Raw genomic sequence first — 18,453 nt, 5'->3', positions numbered from 1 at the left:
GCGAGATGGCTGATGTCACGTCTGCAATGGAGTTTGTGCGAGCGCGCGGAAACGCTGTTGAGCAGGCGCGTCTGCAAGTTTTTTTGGGAAAACGCCCTGCACTTGACGCGGTGTTAAAAGAAATCGCTGATCGGCAGCACCAGGATGGAAGTTTTGCGCCATTCTGGGATGCAGACGCGCACTCACTGGATGCCACCTGCTATCATTTGGCGGTGCTTGAACAGCTTGGCGTCACGGAGGGTCAGATCGTCGAGCGCGCCCGCACTTTTTTGTGGTCGCGCCGCCAGGAGGACGGCTCTTTTCAAGAGGATGAAACATACAGCGCGATTGCGCCGCCGTGGGCGAAACCAGGGGTGCTTGAGGCAACGCTTTATCTGACTTCGAATGCGGGGTTTTGGCTCGCAACTGCGGCGCGTGATGACGAGCGTCTCACTGCGTCAGCTCATTTTCTCGTAGATCATCTGGGGCAGGATGGCCGATTTCCAACCTATTTTCACGCGCACTGGCTGGCAGCGGGTTTCCTTTTTGGAGTTGGGGAAATCGAGTGCGCAAACGCACTTCTGGCCGGACTTGAACAAAGGCTTGCGATTCTTGAGGCGAGTCAACTCGCGTGGATGGTAAACGCTCTCTGTCTACACGGCGTCTCGCGCGACCATACGCTTGTGGATGCCGCCGTGCGGCGTCTGATGAACCTGCAACAGGCGGATGGGCGGTTTGCGAGTGAGGACGGCACGTGGCAGGATGTGCACACGACGCTTGAGGCGCTTCGCGCGCTGCAAGGGATAGGGGCGTGGGATGCGTGATGACAGAGAACCGGGGTACGGCACCGTTTTCGAATGTTGATGATCGACGAATCATTCGCGGCTTTTATCGGACAATCCCACTCTATATTCTGGTGCCCATCGGATTTGCGCTAACGTTTGAAGCGATGCATCAATCCATGCAGTGGATACCGTTTGCTGCCGGCGCTTTGGGGTGGTTTGTAGCGCTCATGTTGCGAGGACCGATAGCACTTGCAATCAAGAAAGCCCCAAAGAACCGCGCTGTCATGATGATGGGATCTGTATCAGGGCCGTTTGAGGAACTTGTCCGGCTTTTTGTACTGCTTTTCCTGGGAGTTGGTTTCTCGTCCGCGCTTTCGATTGGGCAGGGATGGGCGGCCATTGAGGTGCTTTTCACGATTATAAATGGCATGGTAATCGTGACAGTGATTGGACGGAACGATGAAAAATCGATTCAGGTCAAGGAACTGCTCGAGAGCACGGGGAATTTGAATCAGAGTCCGCTTTTGGGGATTTGGGAACGCATTTTTGCCAGCGCGTTTCACATCGGCAGCACTCTTTTGCTTGCCCGTCATTTATGGATGGTGGTCTTGCTTGCTCCGATACACTCTATTCTCAATTTGGCAGCAGTAAACATCGCAAAAAAATATGCGATCATGGCAGAAGTTTTTATTGCAATCATAGGAACGATCGTATTATTCGCGGGTATCACTCTGTTCGGTTTCTGACTAGTTCACTGCTATTGATCCTGACGTGAAGGAAGTGAGACGATCTGTCATTTCATGATGTACAATAGACTGTATAAATGTCACCATATTTAAAAAATAACCTGTTGACATGGAGGACGGTATGGACGATTTGCTGCGCACATTTATTATGATCGCTGAAAAAAATAGCTTTACAAAAGCAGCTGCAGAGTTGCATTTGACCCAATCCGCCGTCAGCCGTGAGATTCAAGTTCTTGAAAAAAAGTATGGTGTCTTACTGTTTGAACGATCGAACAGATATGTTCGACTTACAAAAGCTGGCGAAATTTTATATACGCAAGCGAAAACGATCGTTGTTCAATATGAATTGATCAAAAGATTGATGGACGATTTGACACATACAGCAAAGGGTGAACTGTCAATTGGGTCAGGATATACGTTTGGAGAATATCTTTTACCGAAAATGATTCAGGATTTCATTACGCATTACTCTGACATCATCCCTAAGATTACGATTAAAAACTCGCGCCGGATTGTCGATCAAGTGCTTCGCCACGAATTGGACATTGGGATCATTGAAGGATCGTTTGATACATCGGGGTTGATCACGCGATCCTTTGCGAAAGATGAGATGGTCGGTATTGTTTCGCCTGCACACCCTATTATGGATAAGCAAGAAATCGAGTTGTTTGACTTGCGAGGTGAGACATGGATCCTGCGTGAGCGAGGATCAGGAACGCGCGATGTCACGGATCGATTGTTTGAGACACAGGGATTTATGCCTCGCTCAACGATGGAGTTTGGAAGTTCGCAAGTGATCAAAGAAGCAGTGGAAGCAGGTCTTGGCGTTTCCTTGATTTCCAAATGGGCGATTCGTAAAGAACTTCAATATGGCATTTTAAAATCATTCACTTTAAAAAATTCCCCCGTGATCAGAGAATTGTATTATGTACTGCCGAACTCCAGGTTTCGAACGAGAGCGACAGACCTTTTTATCCATTTCATCACTGAAAACATATCATCGAATCGAACAATCCATGAATGATTCTCATGATGAGAATGCATATCATTTGTTGTACAAAATGGATGCGTGAGAATTATTCTTATACTTACGAAAATTGAATCAAAAATCATGAGAGAAGTCATGAGGGGCTTTTCATGACCATAACATCAATTGCGAAAAGGGGTCAAAGCCATGAGATGGGTAAACAGACGAAAGAGAATTCTCCCGATTGCTGCGACGGTGATGTTGTTGACATCTTCGCTCGTTGCAGAGAGCTTGCCTAACGCCTTGGCAGCGTCGATCCATCACGGGGGAACCGTGGTCGAGGCGCTGCCTCCGCAAGTCGATATCAACTGGTATTTGCCCCTGCGGCCCAATGTATACAACAGTCTGTATGATGCATGGGCTTCGGGACTGATGTATAAGGGCCTTTTTCATATTGACGGAAAGGGACAAATTGATTTTGCACGCAGTATTGCAAGCAAAATTTCCTGGAATCCCAAAGGCACTGTTTATACGGTTTCACTTAATCCAAAATGGCATTGGTCGAATGGTCAGCCTGTGACAGCGCGCGATGTGCAATTCACATGGGATTTGATCAAGGCGGCAAGCGCCAGTACGGCGCCAGCTCCGTGGCCGTATTCAGGTGCTGGATCAGGCGGAATTCCGAACGATGTACAGACCTTTAAGGTTCTCAATAACGATACGTTTCAAATCACGCTCAATCAGCCAGTCAACCAAGTTTGGTTTGAATACAACGGCCTCTCTGACTTGCTCCCACTACCAGAAGCATCATGGAATAAATATCCACACAATGTGAATCAGGAACTTTCGTACCTTGCCAATAACGGAAACAATCCAGCATTTTTTTCAGTGACTGACGGGCCGTTTAAGATGGCTTCCGCGGTGCAAAACGTATCGTGGAAATTTGTTCCCAATCCTAGATACGATGGTCATAAGCCGTATCTTTCCAGTTTTGTGCTGTCGTATGAGACATCGGATACAGCCGAAGTTGACGCATTGCGAACGGGTACGGTACAGGTGGGTTATCTTCCTGCCTACATGTACGGAAGTCGATCCCAGTTGACGTCAGACAAACTGTTCCCTTCTTATAGTTTCAGCATGCCAGTGACGAGGCTGAATTTCAAAAATAAAGCCATGGGACCCATCTTTAAACAACTCGCAGTTCGGCAAGCGATGCAAATGGGAGTGGATCAACTTAGCATCATTAAAGATTTGTATGATGGGCTTGGGGTACCTGGTACAGGACCTATTCCTGCATATCCAAACGCCTTTTTACCGCCGACATTAAAAAAACCGATTTATTCATTCAATCCGACAGCAGGCATAAAGTTGCTCGAAAAAAATGGCTGGCATGAAGTCAATGGCGTGATGCAAAATGCGCAAGGAAAATCTCTCACTTTTGAAGTCCAATACCCGTCAGGCAATACAACGACTGCGGCGATGGTGCAAATGCTTCAACAAGACTGGGCGATGGAGGGGATTAAGGTTACGCTTCTGCCACTTCCATTTGCAACGCTTCTTCACTATCACCATCAACCATCGAAATGGGAAGTGCAGGCGGGCATCAGTTGGAGTTACGGTGGGACGTATCCAACAGGCGGTGGCATTTATGGAACGAATGGAGGGTACAACTTCTTTGGTTACAGCAATCCTGTGATGGATCGTTTGATTCTCGCAACACACAAACCGCACCCAACTGCGCAAGCGGCACAGCAAGCTCTAGACGCATACGCCAATTTTGCCGCTCATCAATTGCCAAACTTGTACATGCCGCTTCCTGCCTCTTTGACAGAGATTGAAAAAAATGTGCACGGAGTGGAGAAGAGTTCGAACTCATTCACGAATTCGATTTCTCCACAGTATTGGTGGACCAATTAAAAGAGAAATTGCGGCGCCTTGCACAAGGCGCCGCCCCTGAAAATAAAATTGGCATTTACGCGTGATGGCGGAAGGGGGGGAACATGGTGATTGCGCTTCGGGAGATTACAAGGAGTTCTAAAGTTACTCCCCGCCAGAACGATTCGTGGGTGTGGACGTCGCTCGCGCAGTTTTGGGAGCAGCCATTGGGGCGTGTTGGGTTAGGGATCTTCTTGTTTCTCATCCTGTTTTGCTTTGCAGGGCCCATGGTCTATCCTGCTGATCCGTTTCAGATGCATCTGATTTCAATTTTACAACCTCCGTCTCCCGCCTTTCCTTTAGGAACGAACAATTTGGGACGTAATATGCTTGCACGCCTGATGCTTGGGGGTCAACCTTCACTTGAGGTGGGTTTTACAGCAGCCGCAGCCGCGATGGTCATCGGCGTCGTCTACGGGATGGTGTCTGGATTTGTGGGCGGTTGGGTTGATACGTTTATGATGCGCATCATTGATGTACTGCGCTCCGTGCCGACCCTTTTTCTCATGGTCTTTCTTGACTCCGCATTTCATCCAAGCATCATGTTGCTCATCGTATTGATCGCTTTTACATCATGGCATGGGGTCAGTCGCATTGTGCGCGCTGAAATCTTATCACTTAAAGAACTGACCTATATTGAATCGGCGACAACCCTTGGCATGTCGAGAATGCGCATTCTCTTTGTCCATCTCCTCCCAAACATCATGGCGACCATTGTTGTTGCGGCGACGTTTATGGTTGGCGATTCCGTGTTGATCATTGCTGGACTTAGTTTTCTTGGACTGGGTCTTCCGCCTCCGGAACCGAACTGGGGATCGATGCTCGCAAACGCCATGGCGTATCTCCCGCAGAATTCTTGGTGGCTCATTTATCCGCCAGGAATCGCGATCCTTGGAACCGTCTTATCGATTAACTTTCTTGGTGATGCACTCCGCAAGGCGTTTGATGTGAGGCTAAACAGAAGAGGGTAGGATGAAGATGATTCGCTATACACTCCATCGCGTTTTGCAGGCCATTCCCACCATGATCGGCATTACGCTTCTCAGTTTTATTCTCATGCATATTGTACCTGGAGGACCGGCAACGGTCATGCTGGGGGATAAAGCGACGCCGCAATTGATTGCGCAAATCAATCGCTCGCTCGGGCTTGATAAGCCTATTTACGTGCAATATCTGATCTGGATTTCAAAATTACTACAAGGAAATCTAGGTTACTCATACTCTTATCACCAATCTGTGACGAGTTTGATTGCGCTTAATTTACCGAGAACGTTGATTCTAGTCGTAAGTGCGATCGTGATTTCACATATCCTTGCGATTTTCGTGGGCGTGTTTCAAGCAGCCCGCAAGGACACGCGGTTTGATTATGGGATTACGGTGGTGATTTATTTCCTCTATGCGATGCCCACCTTTTGGTTGGGTGTTATTCTCATCTCGATCTTTTCTATCGGGTTAAACTGGCTGCCTTCTGGCGGAATCAGCAGTCCGCTCAATCCTAATCCGGGATTTGTCAGCTATGTGCGACACATGATTTTGCCGGCGTCCGTCCTGATTCTGACAACGATCCCGGGGTGGAGCCGGTACTTGCGATCATCCATGATTGAGACAATGCTTCAGGACTATGTTCGAACGGCTCATGCAAAAGGTTTGCGACAGGCGCGCATCATGATTCGGCATATTCTGCGCAATTCGCTACTCTCGCTCGTGACATTGATTGGAATGAGTCTTCCAGGGCTTTTCAGCGGCGCATTAATCATTGAGATGATCTTTAATTATCCAGGAATGGGACTTCTGTTCTGGACTGCCGCGCAGAATCGGGACTATCCCATTTTGCTCGGCATCGTCACGCTGGTTGGAATCTTGACGATCCTTGGGAATTTGTTATCCGATTTGTTGTACGGATGGCTTGACCCGCGCATTAAATATCAATAAACACACTACTGCCCGGACGGCGGTTACAGCGGACCAACAACGAGGGGAGAGCGCAATACGCCGCGTCTCACCGCAAGCTCTGCCACGCACTTCGTGTTGGTTCGATCTCGGGCCTAGAAGCTACTCATCATTCAGTCCCTTGCCATTCCGTATTTTCTCCAAGCTTTTTTCAATCCGGGACGTCCGAGTTTTGGATTGTTTGGGTTGAGAAAAATAGAGAAGATAGGCTCTTTGCCGCCCCGGCGTAAGTGCCGCAAAAGCCTTTTTCAAGGCAGTTGATTCATCAAGTTTATTCTGGAATTCCTGCGGCGTGTTGAATTCCGATGTCTTCTTGAAATTCACTTCCAAACCAGCTTTTTCAACCTCGATGGCTTCATGGATATAGTCTTTCAAGGTGGACTCCATTGCAATGATTTCTTGGACATTTTTGAAGCGAATCTGCCGTCCCGCCTGTACATTTTCCGTTTGTTGTATGAGAATACCGTGGGTGTCCTGTAACAAGGCGCCTTTGTGAAACAGGAGTGCACAATAGTCTTTAAATCCGTGGATTAACACGATGTTTTTTTTCTCAAACGTATAACATGGGTGCATCCACTTAAAGTCCTCGGTCAAATCACAGTCAAGAGCGATCCTTCGAAGGGCTTCATATTCTTCTTTCCAGTTCTTTGACTTATTTAGAAATGCATCCACTTTAGGATTCAATCGATTGTCTGTCATCAAAATACTCCCTTCTTTCATGCCAAACGAACGCAACTCGACGTATTTGATTCATGGAGCCGGCTTTTTTGGTGATGTGATAGAATCAGAGGATAGGGATGAACCTATTGTAATACATATGGGAGGGCACAATCGCGTGGCAAAAGATATTTATCTTCAACCGGACGCACCTGATCCGATACACAGCGACGACGTGGTGTTGGCCCTGGTTCGCAAGCACGTTCCCAATGCTAAATCAGTCACGGGTGTTGACGAGTCTGGTGGCGAAGCGCGCACTTACGCGATCGATGAAGACGTGATCTTGAAAGTACAGCGTCCACATCAGTTGCGCCCGCGAACCAGCCTGGAAAAGGAAGCATTTTTTCTAAATCAACTGGCCATGGATGAACACATCAGCGTCCCGCGTGTACTTGGCTACGGACGCGAGGAAACGATTGAGTATACAGTGATGACAAGGATGCCAGGCGTGGCTGTCGTGAATACGGTGCTTGAAGAAAACGTTCGCAAACAGGCGCTTTTTCGGCTTGGCCAAACGCTGAGACGAATTCATTCGCTGCCACAGCAGCCGTTTGTGGCGAGTAACCAGTTTCCTGGTGACTATACCTTTGTCGATGTGGCGGAGCGTTTTCGGGATGCTTTTGAAGGTCTCATTGAGCGCATCAGCGAGAAAAAGATCGCGTGGACATTGCCTTTTTCACCAAGGTTTGTAGCAGATAAAGCGATGGCTGCACTGCCGCATTCTGAGAGCCGTGTTGCGCTGCACTCAAATCCTGGGCCCACGCACACATTTGTCGATCCGAAAACGGGATTGTTTACAGGACTGATTGACTTTGGAGATGCGTATGTCAGCCACCCTGCCTGGGACCTGTGGCGTTTTCATCTTCCCGAAGACAGGCAAGCGATACTTGCAGGATATACGGCAGACAAATCTGTGGATGACGCGTTTCTTGGCACCTGGAAGATGGTCATGATACTTTCGAACTTGATGGCCATTGCCCATCAGACAAAAACAAGAGACGAAGCAGAGAGTGATTTGCAAGAGCAGATGGCAGAGCTTATGTAATGGAAGCTCTGCCTAACGCCATTTCTTCCTCAATTGAAACGAGCATCATCTCGGCTCTTTTTTCTGATGCCCTGTTTTTTGCGCATGGTTTAGATGTCGCGCCTGCTTTGCATGGCGTGGTAACCCAACTGGACAGAATTGTAAAATTTAGTCCCGAAACTCGTAAATCTGGTCAATGGCTATGCCTAGGGATTGGGGGTGTAGTAAAGGGAGAGAGGGGCTTCACTCAACGTGCAACTAGACAAAGTTCCTTCATGTGTAGAATTTCGCAATGCGCTTTTTGGCGATCCAGTATGCTTCCTCGCTCTTCTTCGGTCCGATCACAATGATCGTGACCCGTGTTTGAGTCGGAGACTCCTCAACCTTGTAGACAATTCGGATCATCTGTGCTTTCAGCCGAATCTTGCAATAGCCCAATAAGTCACCTTTTAGCTTCCACTTCTCGGCGACCTGATGGGGATTTGCGTTATTTTCAAATCGCTTCACGATTGCTGTCAGAATATCGACGACTTGTCCGCGATCAAAGCGGGGTAAGTCGGTGTCAATCACTGGATCAAGGAACTTGACCAAGGCGTTATACCGAGCCAAATAAGAGTTGAGCTGCTGTGCGATCGGGTTTGACATCAGTCGATCTCCACTCGTCCTTTGGCATCCGTAATCTCCTCCCAGCTTACGTTAAAATGATCGGCGACCTCACCAAGCGTTTTTGTGGCGACCGCACCTTGGCGCTCCTTTACAGTCTGAATCAGCATTTCATTCGCAGTCTCTTCAAGGGTTTCGTCAAACAGGGCCTTGTACTGTAACAGTTCCAACAGATAATCAACGTCGATTAATGCCCCTTGCGCATCTTTGCTCTTACTGTTTTGAACAACAAAAATCTCTTCACTCTTCGTCCCGGCAAAGGAGTTGAGAATCTCAGTCAATTTTTTCGTTCGAGCAACGTCACTGACATTCAGCACATTTTTACGCAAAAAGTTCAGCGTCTGAACCATACTGTGGACATTCTTCTCGTCGCTGTCCATGAGTCTATCCTCCCGCTCCAGGGATAATTCGTTGGTGATTGCCACAACAACCTCTCCTTATTTTGGCCGTTTATTCTATGTGTCAAACACATGATTCATCACACTTCTGATCACATATTATAGCACGTATATGGACGTCAGAACATGAGTGGCTGAAGTGACTGTACGCTCGGGTATCCGGCTTTACGTGGAGGTTCTCCGATTTGCACAATGGCGTGCTCGCATGTAATGCAAATCCTGATTGATTGCACGATTTGATAACTCATGTTTCAATAAATGTAATGATTTTCGATATCTTAGAAAAGAGACAATTTACATCCCTTGACGCGTAGCAATTCTACGTGCAGAGGCGGGCAGCCCATAGCAATGCACCGTGTTGCGTAGCAAAACAGAAGGCTGACTTGTAAGTAGGGACTGCTGATGGCTTCATAATCGCAATAAATGCAAGGATTTATGGCATTAAATGTCGAATTCATATGCATGGGTTTTTAAGGAATAGCTGATTAAATCCTTGCACATGGAGGGCGACATGTACAAACATACAGAGCTTCAATTCGTGATGCCAGACGATTTTTTCCTTCCCTTTGGCGGAAAATTGAATAAGGAGAATCGGTGGGTTCAACTCGCCTTCCTCATTCCCTGGTGGAAAGTTGAAGCTCACTATGCCTCTCAGTTCGAACCCTCCAACACAGGGGAACAGGCGATGTCCGTACGTGTTGCGCTTGGTGCGCTTGGTGCGCTCATCATCCAGCAACGACTCCATCTGAGCGACCGTGAAACGGTTCGTCAGATCACGGAAAACCCTTACCCCCAGTACTTTATCGGATTGCCCCAGTTTCAAGAAGATTCCCCGTTTCACCCAAGCTTCCTGGTTCACTTTCGCAAACGTTTCCCAGACGATGTGATCAACCAAGTCAATGAGTGGATCATCGCAGGCGGCAATGGAAGTGACGATCCAAAGACTTGTGATGAAGATGGAGGCAGCGTCGACAAGGAAAACGATCATGACAGCGGCATGGAAGCAACAAAGGTAGGAGTCACCCCCCATCCGAACCGGAGAACGAAGCGACCGAGGATGCGCCCAATCAAGGAAAGTTGTTGCTTGACGCCACCTGCACGCCAGCAGACATCGCGTATCCGACGGATCTGTCTTTGCTCAACGAAGCGCGTGAGAAGCTTGAGCATTTCATCGATCTCCTGCATGCCCCCTTGCGCAAAGAGGTGCCGAAACCACGCACATACCGCGAGGTTGCGCGCAAAGCGTATGTGGTCGTCGCCAAACAGCGCCGTGCGAGCGAGCGTACGATCAGAAAGGCGGTCGGCCAGCAACTGCGGTTTGTGGATCGAGATTTGCGCATCGTGGAGAAGCTCAAGGAGCAGGTCGGCCTGACCGCCTTGAGCGCGCGAAACGACAAACTGTTGTTGGTGATCTCGGAGCTTTACCGACAACAGAAAGAAATGCACAGCAAGCGCATCCATCGGATCGAGGATCGAATCGTCAATCTATCACAGCCGCATGTGCGACCGATTGTGCGAGGAAAAGCGAAGGCTGCGGTGGAATTTGGCGCGAAAGTGTCGATCAGCGTTGTGGACGGCTTTGCCCGAATGGAGAGCTTGCAGTGGGACAGTTACAACGAAGGCACCACACTCAAGGCATCGGTTGAACGATACCGAGAACGGTACGGCTGTTATCCAGAGGCGGTGCTGGCAGACAAGATCTACCGGACACGAGAAAATCTCCAGTACTGCAAAACACACGGGATTCGGTTAAGCAGTCCGGCGCTTGGAAGACCCGCGAAGGAAGAGCGAAAAGAACAGAGACGACAGGCGAAGCTTGATGCGGCGGAGCGCAATGCCGTCGAAGGAAAATTTGGCGAAGGCAAGCGAATCTACGGGCTTGGTCTTATTAAAGCGCGACTGGCAAACACGAGCGCGACGGTGATTGCTATCCAACTGCTGGTGATGAACCTGGAGAGGAGATTGCGGCTTCTTTTTTGTCGTTCATTTTATCCACTCTTTCTGATCATCCGTGAGGAAACCGGGCTGGTCGTTTAGTGCCCGTTCAGCAGTCCCTAAGTACACGGACTTCTGTTCCATCATGTGATTGCTTAGTTTGGCACAAAACGAATAGTTCTCGCGTTTTCTATCATCCCACTGCCACATCAGTACCCTGTACAGTTCACCAATAATCCAAAGTGATCAGTACGGTTTGAATAGCTTTTCGAGTGCAGCCTGCACGAACCAAAACACTCTTATCGCAAACAGCCTTTATCATGTGAATTTGCGTCAAGGAAGTTTGCCTACACGGTGGGCGTCCAATTCATCCTTCTTCTTCAGGTGTCATCGCTCTCCAAAATTCATCTAATTCTCTAAAGCACGTTCCGAATTTTGAATGGCTTGCAATTCCGAGTTCATCGCTGGAAGGGAATCAAAGCAGTGTCGACACCCTGTCACTCAAAGCTGTGGGCACACCTACTCACTATGCGTTCTGCTGATGATGATTTTGACTGCATCACAAGGGCGGCGGCAAAACTTATGTTGACGTCAATCCTCATCAGATTGATGCGGCACTCTCCGCATTGTGTTCGCCTTTATCCGAAGAAGCGATCCTTGCCGATGAGGTGGGGCTTGAAAAGACGATTGAGGCGGGGCTAGTGCTAGCTCAGCGATATGCGGAGCGTTTACGGAAGCTGATCGTCGTTGTTCCAGCTTCTCTGCGCTTGCAGGGGGCGATGGAATTGGAGGAGAAATTCCATTGTCTATCTGTAATTCTTGAAGTCAAATTCTTCAATGCGATTGCGCGTCAGGGAATGCCGAACTCTTTTGACCTGCATAATCAGTGATTATTTTCTCCGACCAATTTGCAGCGGCAAGGTCGGATTATATTTCGCGAATCACGTTGAATCTTGCGGTCTTGGATGAAGCTCATCGTTTGCAAAACGTATACAGGAAGTGCTACCATGCGTGTCTGTATAATTATACACCAGCGAATTGCCGATGACTACTGCAGTTTCGCACCCGGTAGCGACAGAATGCGCTGGATCACCCGAAACATTCGGCACTGATGGACACGGGCGAACGACGTCCGCAAAATTACAGCAAAATGTTAAAATAAATAACCATTTTTCATCACTAGCGTTGCATTAAATTTGTGAACGCCTTGTCAAGTGGGGTCCTTTTTGTTCGAAACCTTATTTCAGATTGTTCGGAATGGTATTTTTCGATCACTGCGCCAAAAACACAACACGCACACAACAGGTCACCCTTCATCCATTTACTGGGATTCTATTCAGATCACGGGGTCATACGTCCGATCATCGAGATGATCCGCTTTGCCCTGTTCGTACTGCCACACAGTATACGCAAAGATCGCTTCCACGTTATATACGCGTCTTCCTCGGGAGGTTCGTTCTCCCCTTCTGCGAAGACAAGCGATCAACAGAGCCAGCGGCTTATCCCAGTGGTGCTGCATTCCCTTGTAGACGTCTAGCAACCGTCCCTGATGCTTGATCCGTCGACGAAACCCGATGAACAACACATACGTGATCAACGCCACCCATACTTGGTTATACACCGCAGATCGGCTCGTCCCATACCAGCGCTTGATCACCAAATGTTGCTTGATCCACTTGAAGAACAGCTCGATCTGCCAACGTCTGCGATACAGTGCAGCGATCTCTGTCGCGTCAAGATCCAGATCATTCGTGAGCATCTCGATCGTTTCGCCATCCTCTGTGCGAACGGCTATCAAGCGCAGCTTCGATCTCATCCAGTAGCCAGGATAGTGACCCAGCCATACGATGGCATCCCGTAGGATCTTAGATTCAGGATCAACGTGGCGCTCTTCTTCCACTTCGCGAACCCGTGCGTTGTGTTTGAGCCGTGTGACAAAACGGGTTCCCGTTACGTTGTAGTGATCGAATTTCCGATAGTCGACGTAGCCCCGATCAAAGAGATACAGCGCGTCTTCATCGACTTCCACCAGCTCTTTCATTTGGGATCGATCGGAGGGACGGGCATACGTCAGGATGGCTTTCTCAGGAAAGGTCTCACCGTCTGCAAGCACCACACGCTGATGAAGTTTGATGCCCGCTTTCGTGGAACGAAACTCAGCCCAACGAAAGGTACTCAAACACATGGTGATCGTTGAAGCATCGACGATGCATAAACGTTTCGCTTCTTCTCGTTTTTGTTTTGGTGGGACCGACGCGAGAATCTGAGCGACAAGCTGGGTGAACACTGCCTGAAAGACTTCTGGATTCACGTCTCGTAGCCTGCGCGAAAGTTGCGATGTGCTGATCGACGGGAGACCGATGTCACGCTTAAGCAAATCTTGTTCGTTAAGATGGAGACTCAGATCGGTTAGGGATGAGACCTGTTTGACTTGACCGTAGATCATGAGTTTGAGAAGGTTTGAAGTAAACAACTTTTTCGTATAGCGATCTAGTTTTAAGCGATCCACCGTGTGAAAAAGGAGTTTCGAATCGATGCCTTCAAGGTACTCCGTAAATGAAGATTTTGTGGTATCCTCGTCCATGTTGAGACTCCTTTAGTCAAAGTCGGACGGGGGCAACCTGTACGACTCTATACTAAAGGGTTTTTTGTGTGTAGCGAAGCTGTAATTCCAACATTTTAATGATTTTGTATCTGACAATACGCATATACCTACTTGACAAATTGAAAACAACTTAATGCAATGCTAGTGATTTTTCATAAACTCTTGGTCAATCCGTATAGTCTCATCCAATTCTTTCGAAAGGAACTATTAATTTTTCCAATGACACGTTCTTAGATCCAGTCGATTGTTGTAACCGTCATATCCGTAACAACATCGCCTGTGTGAAGTGTGGATTTGGGCTCAAGCAATAGTACATGGACTTCTTCTTCTGCGACGGGACAGTGTTCAACGCCCTTGGGAATCACGACAAATTCCCCTTCTGATACTGTAATCTCCTGATCACGCAGACGTATCAGCAACATCCCCTTGATGACCAGAAACATCTCATCTTCATCTACATGTTGGTGCCATACGAATTCTCCCTTGAGCTTCGCTAGCTTTACATATGAATCGTTTAGTTCACCAACGACTCTAGGATGCCAATGATCTTTAAAGAGAGTAAACTTATCCGCAAGATCTACTTTTGATATCATGGAAAATTCCTCCGTATCAAAAATCAAGATCGTAAACTAGCCCTATTGTATCATTGAAACACACAGGATGCTCATAAGCACCCACCATCCTTAGACTAATAGCGTATTCCTGCTCGAACTGCAGAAAGTGTACCGAAGAACCGGTGAATGGAATCAAAATCGTGCATACGACAAGAGTAGAAGTTTTTTTGGGGATAGAAATTCGTGGCAAAGGGCGCATAATCAGCTACCAAACTTATGTCTTCCGTCAACATAAGCCAGAGAACATCGGATCACTGCCGCAGAAAATAAGGTTGATTTCGTGTTACACGACCTGTTACACGTAGTCACCTTTTCGATGAACTTGAATCGACGAAAGCCTGAAAACCCTTGGCGGGAGCGTGTGGGAATCGAACCCACCGGCGACAACCCGTGCCGCCCACTCGGTTTTGAAGACCGGGAAGGACACCAGTACCCCATCCGCCCCCATGAACACTTGCTCTAGTATATCGGCTTGGTTGCAAAAGTGCAAAATGGTGCGAGGGCCGCGGCCACATGCTCGTGCTTCAAGGCAAAAGAGCAGGCGTTAGCCTGCTCTTTTGGGCTAGGGGAGAAATGTAAAGCAAGTACTCCGGTGCGCGATCATCCCGAAGCGATTCGGCGGCCACCTCGAAGCGCATGTACCCTCAGCCCTGAAAGCGAACGGGAGAGGGGATGTTTTTCGCAAGGGCGTCCGCCCCGTAGACGATGGCGACTGCCGCGTCTTTGACGGAGATCGGCGTGCCGTCCATGAATTGACCGTTTTGCAGTTGGAACATGCCAAGCGCTGTCGCGATCGCATCAGACGCAAGATGATCCGTCGGAATGGACGAAGCGTCGCTTGCTGTGAAGTGAAAGAGTGTTGGGTGCGCCAGAAGTGCATTGTAACCGAGGGCACGCGTGAGTACGTTTGCGGCGAATCCGCGCGTTGCAAGGGCGTTTGGCTGAAACAGTGGCCCTGGCGGGAGCAGTCCATCTTCATAGGCAGAGACAATGGAGCTGTACGCCGGACTCGCCGAAGGCACGTCCGCGAGCGACGCCTGAATGCCGTGGGACAGAGTGCCAAAAGGCTGCACGCCACCTTGGGAGAGAGCAAAGGCGCTAACGACAAGTTTTACGAACGCGGCGCGCGTCATGAGCGCATTCGGTTGTGCGTGCCCGCTTGCATCGACTGGGAGCAGTCCGTCGTTTACGAGAAGTTCGAGTTCAGGCTCTTGCGGGAGACCGACGATATCGCTCGGAATGCCGCGGTAGCCAGGCGTTTTTGGGCCGTTTAAGACTTGCCCTGTGAATGCGTCGACCATCCCGCCATACGTCAGGCTGCCCATCGGCGCATACGCGAGAATCACATGTCCACTCGCAGAACCCGGCGTAATTCCGCTCGGTTGCGTTTCGAGGTACATCAAACTGAGGGGAGCCGCCTTGACCCACGCCTGTCTCGCCGCCTGAAGTGAGATCGCGCCTTGCGGTGATTTGAATGGGCCAGAATTTGCGGGTTGCAATGGAGAGTAGTAGTTTGCGACTTGTCCTGTCACACTACTCATCGTCAAGTTTCCGCTGCTTGCGCTGTCAGGCAGTCCATTTACAATCAGTTGGATTTGATAATCAGTTGTAGTACCGGGAAATTTTTTAAATGTCATCGGTTTGAGAGAGATCGAACCGAGATCGTTTGGAAAAACGCGAGCGAGAAACACTTTTGCACGCGCGAGCAGTTGTGCTGAGGTGAATTGATCTTTTCCATTGTAGCTCGTCGAACCGCCATACGCACTTTGCAAAACGCCATATGTCGCATCGATTTGGGCGCTGATCTGGTCGTTGGCGTTTTTCGGATTCGTCCACGTAAAGTTCCACGTGTTGTCGCCCTGTGGAAAGGACTGTCCCTGGCTTGACGATGTCAACGTGAAGGTTGCAGGGACATCAAGCGTCAGCTTGGCAAATTGAAGGGACTGCTGCTCCGTCCAGTTGACTTTCTTCCATAGAAAGGCGGCGTGTCCACCGTTTGGATTCAGCGGTTTTGGCGGTGTCTGCGCGGGCAGGGGATGCACTTTGCCAGTCGCGTCGATCACTTGCCCAGTCTTTGCGTCAAGGACGGGAATGCCGATGCCGCCGCTGGAGGAGTCGAGATAGCCTGCGTTCCAAAATTGCGGATAGTTGCCGATATTCAAAGCGTACGCGAGGACGGTGGATGGCGTCGCAGGTCCTTGCCAATTCTGCTGGTACGAAAGCGTCAATGGCAAATCTTCCGCATACTTCGCGTTTGCCTGTGCCAGCGAGAGCGCGGGTATGCCGGTCGGAAAGGGGAGATTTGACCAAGAACTTGAGTAGCTGACTAGATTGCCGTTTTGATCGATCACCACTGTACAACCGTCAAACGGTGCGGGTATGCCGTTTACCATACGGACAAAATCAAATGTGTACTGTACGCCCTGGGTGAGTGACACGCCGTTTTGCGGGGCGAGAGGTTCGAGCGTGAGCTTTGCGGCGTGTGTCGGCGAGAGCTTTTTTACCCACGCCTGTGCCGCTTGGGTAGCCGCCGTGAGCGACTCTGGAACAGGAAAAACAAACGATTCCGGCCCGGTGTAGCGATTGTAGTTGAGCACTTCGCCGGTCTGCGCATTTAGCGTTACGTTGATCGAATCCTGCTGCTGCGTGGGTGTCGTGAATGTAAACGAGAGGTTGTAGTTGGCTGGGTTGCCCTGTCCTGCCGAGTTGTAATTCTCTTGGGTCAGCGCATAGTACGACGGGATGTGAAAAAGCTTTATGGCGATCTGTTTCGCGCGCGCGATCGACAGGTTCGCGGTTGCCGCCGTGTGTTTGGCCTGCGTTGCGGCAAGGCTGAGTGAGACGGGCGAGAGCGCTAGGATGACCGATGCAGATAAGAGCAATGCTTGTTTGGATGCTTTCATTCGCGAGACTCCTTTGAAGGTATTAGGATACACCCCACGTCAGGATGCGATCTTCTGATAAGACGAGACGAACCGTGTTCAGGTTTCATCCTATACGCGATGAAACGGTTCTTCGCCGCGGGCGTAGCGCGCGAGATTCGAAAGCGCTCGCTGCATCATCTCCCGCCACGTTTGATTCGTGATTCCGGCGAGATGCGGTGTCAGAAGCAGCCGAGATCGCACGTCCGGCGGTAGATGGAGCAGCGGGTTGGCAGGGTGCGGCGGCTCAGGATCAAAGACATCCGTGCTCGCGCCGTAGAGTTTGCGCGTGCGCAGGGCCTCGGCGAGCGCCCCTTGATCGACCAACGCCCCGCGGCTGACATTGATAAAAATCGCGTCATCCTTCATCGCCGCGAATCGTGCGCGATCCATGAAGTGCGCGGTGTCTTTTGTGAGCGGAAGTGTAAGCGCGATGACATCGCACGTTTTCAAAAGCGTTTCAAGTGGCAGCCAGGTCACACCGTACATTTCTTCGACAGGAAGCCGCCGCGAGCGACTGAAATAGTGGCACGGAATCGCCAGGGCGTGCGCCATTCGCGCAAACGCTTGACCGATCTGGCCCAAACCGACCAGGCCCACGCGCAGTTCGCGCGCGTCGCGCAGAAGCGGTCCCATCATCGCGTTTCGCTGCATCGTGTAGGCATCGGTGTAGTCGATGGCTTGACACTCCCCAACGCGTCGCGCCAAATAGAGGATGCTCATGAGGATGTGTTCTGCGACCGCGTCGGCGTTTGCGCCGGGATTGTTGCAGAGGATGATGTTCCGTTTTGCGAAGCGCTCGCTGTCAATCGCGTCGTGGCCTGCCGAGAGAAGCTGTATGATCTCAAGTTTTGGCATGCTCAAGTAGTCCTCGATCGGGAAATGGGAGTGCAGCGACAAAACCGCGCGGCACACACTCTCGCGATAGGGTGTCGCATCTTCATCGCGATGGATGATCGACAGCTCTGGCGGAGGTATCACGCCTGCGTCAAGAAAGCGCTTTTTGGGGATGGTCGACAAAACGTCCATAGGCAATGCATTCTCCCCCTCAATCAGCATCAAAACTTCTTATTTTCAGAGACTTTGGCCTGTCTGCGGGTAGGCAACCGCTTCCATGTGTGATACGCTACAGGTATCTTCATACGAACCTCGCAATGCGACAGAGACTAGCACAGTCCTCCGTTGTCCCAATCCCCGGACCAAACCAAAAACGG

15 protein-coding genes, 1 tRNA gene and 1 pseudogene are annotated in these 18,453 nt (G+C 49.8%); 9 read left to right on the top strand and 8 right to left on the bottom strand.

Features of this window, described 5'->3' with window-relative positions; genetic code table 11:
* Positions 1–5 precede the first annotated feature (5 nt).
* The 6 genes from ATW55_RS14290 (at position 6) to ATW55_RS14265 (ending at position 6,344) form a co-directional block, all read left to right on the top strand.
* Positions 6–803 carry a prenyltransferase/squalene oxidase repeat-containing protein gene (locus ATW55_RS14290; RefSeq protein WP_067719410.1) on the top strand — a complete coding sequence of 266 codons (798 nt, stop codon included), beginning with the start codon at positions 6–8 and terminating at the stop codon, positions 801–803.
* The gene (locus ATW55_RS14285) at positions 803–1,510 is read left to right on the top strand and encodes a YhfC family intramembrane metalloprotease (protein ID WP_067719764.1); all 708 of its coding nucleotides are present in this window, start codon (positions 803–805) and stop codon (positions 1,508–1,510) included. Before ATW55_RS14290 ends, ATW55_RS14285 begins: the two co-directional genes overlap by 1 nt.
* Positions 1,511–1,631: 121 nt before the next feature.
* Entirely contained in the window at positions 1,632–2,534 is a 903-nt protein-coding gene (locus tag ATW55_RS14280) for a LysR family transcriptional regulator (protein WP_067719406.1), read from the top strand.
* Positions 2,535–2,684: 150 nt separating this feature from the next.
* Entirely contained in the window at positions 2,685–4,394 is a 1,710-nt protein-coding gene (locus ATW55_RS14275; protein WP_067719403.1) for a peptide ABC transporter substrate-binding protein, read from the top strand.
* Positions 4,395–4,480: 86 nt separating this feature from the next.
* Positions 4,481–5,383 carry an ABC transporter permease gene (locus ATW55_RS14270; RefSeq protein ID WP_235587152.1) on the top strand — a complete coding sequence of 301 codons (903 nt, stop codon included), beginning with the start codon at positions 4,481–4,483 and terminating at the stop codon, positions 5,381–5,383.
* Position 5,384: 1 nt separating this feature from the next.
* Positions 5,385–6,344, top strand: a complete 960-nt coding sequence (locus ATW55_RS14265; protein WP_235587151.1) for an ABC transporter permease — start codon at positions 5,385–5,387, stop codon at positions 6,342–6,344.
* A 120-nt stretch (positions 6,345–6,464) separates the two neighbouring features.
* Here the strand turns inward: ATW55_RS14265 and ATW55_RS14260 are convergent, their stop codons facing one another.
* Complete coding sequence (locus ATW55_RS14260) at positions 6,465–7,061, bottom strand: YdeI/OmpD-associated family protein (protein ID WP_067719396.1); 597 nt, start codon at positions 7,059–7,061, stop codon at positions 6,465–6,467.
* Between the two features lie 136 nt (positions 7,062–7,197).
* On the opposite strand from ATW55_RS14260, the gene ATW55_RS14255 reads away from it, so the two are divergent.
* Positions 7,198–8,124: a phosphotransferase family protein gene (locus ATW55_RS14255; RefSeq protein WP_067719744.1), complete on the top strand. Its 927-nt coding sequence runs from the start codon at positions 7,198–7,200 to the stop codon at positions 8,122–8,124.
* Positions 8,125–8,376: 252 nt separating this feature from the next.
* On the opposite strand, the gene ATW55_RS14250 is transcribed toward ATW55_RS14255, so the two are convergent.
* Together ATW55_RS14250 and ATW55_RS14245 are read right to left on the bottom strand one after the other, a co-directional pair.
* Positions 8,377–8,748 carry a type II toxin-antitoxin system RelE family toxin gene (locus tag ATW55_RS14250; protein WP_067719392.1) on the bottom strand — a complete coding sequence of 124 codons (372 nt, stop codon included), beginning with the start codon at positions 8,746–8,748 and terminating at the stop codon, positions 8,377–8,379.
* A complete protein-coding gene (locus tag ATW55_RS14245; RefSeq protein ID WP_067719388.1) occupies positions 8,748–9,191 on the bottom strand; it encodes a hypothetical protein in 444 nt (147 codons plus the stop codon). The genes ATW55_RS14250 and ATW55_RS14245 overlap by 1 nt, the downstream gene beginning before the upstream one ends.
* Before the next feature lie 484 nt (positions 9,192–9,675).
* Here ATW55_RS14245 and ATW55_RS14240 point away from each other — a divergent pair.
* Both ATW55_RS14240 and ATW55_RS14235 read left to right on the top strand, forming a co-directional pair.
* Positions 9,676–11,201 (top strand): annotated as a pseudogene (locus tag ATW55_RS14240) (IS5 family transposase).
* A 524-nt stretch (positions 11,202–11,725) separates the two neighbouring features.
* The gene (locus ATW55_RS14235) at positions 11,726–11,989 is read left to right on the top strand and encodes a hypothetical protein (protein ID WP_067719384.1); all 264 of its coding nucleotides are present in this window, start codon (positions 11,726–11,728) and stop codon (positions 11,987–11,989) included.
* A 446-nt stretch (positions 11,990–12,435) separates the two neighbouring features.
* Here ATW55_RS14235 and ATW55_RS14230 read toward each other — a convergent pair whose 3' ends face one another.
* The 5 genes from ATW55_RS14230 to ATW55_RS14215 form a co-directional block, all read right to left on the bottom strand.
* Complete coding sequence (locus ATW55_RS14230; protein ID WP_067719381.1) at positions 12,436–13,683, bottom strand: IS4 family transposase; 1,248 nt, start codon at positions 13,681–13,683, stop codon at positions 12,436–12,438.
* Between the two features lie 251 nt (positions 13,684–13,934).
* A complete protein-coding gene (locus ATW55_RS14225) occupies positions 13,935–14,297 on the bottom strand; it encodes a cupin domain-containing protein (RefSeq protein ID WP_067719376.1) in 363 nt (120 codons plus the stop codon).
* Positions 14,298–14,667: 370 nt separating this feature from the next.
* Positions 14,668–14,764, bottom strand: a tRNA-Sec gene (locus ATW55_RS16180).
* 198 nt (positions 14,765–14,962) lie between these two features.
* Positions 14,963–17,221 (bottom strand): YcdB/YcdC domain-containing protein, encoded by a 2,259-nt coding sequence (locus ATW55_RS14220; RefSeq protein ID WP_067719372.1) that lies wholly within the window; start codon positions 17,219–17,221, stop codon positions 14,963–14,965.
* Positions 17,222–17,311: 90 nt separating this feature from the next.
* Complete coding sequence (locus ATW55_RS14215) at positions 17,312–18,268, bottom strand: 2-hydroxyacid dehydrogenase (protein ID WP_067719368.1); 957 nt, start codon at positions 18,266–18,268, stop codon at positions 17,312–17,314.
* Positions 18,269–18,453: the final 185 nt, after the last annotated feature.

Source organism: Ferroacidibacillus organovorans, assembly GCF_001516615.1.
In the GTDB taxonomy this organism is placed as follows: Bacteria; Bacillota; Bacilli; order Alicyclobacillales; family SLC66; genus Ferroacidibacillus; species Ferroacidibacillus ferrooxidans_B.
The sequence above is the reverse complement of the archived record's forward strand: the minus strand, read 5'-3'. Positions and strand labels throughout refer to the sequence as shown.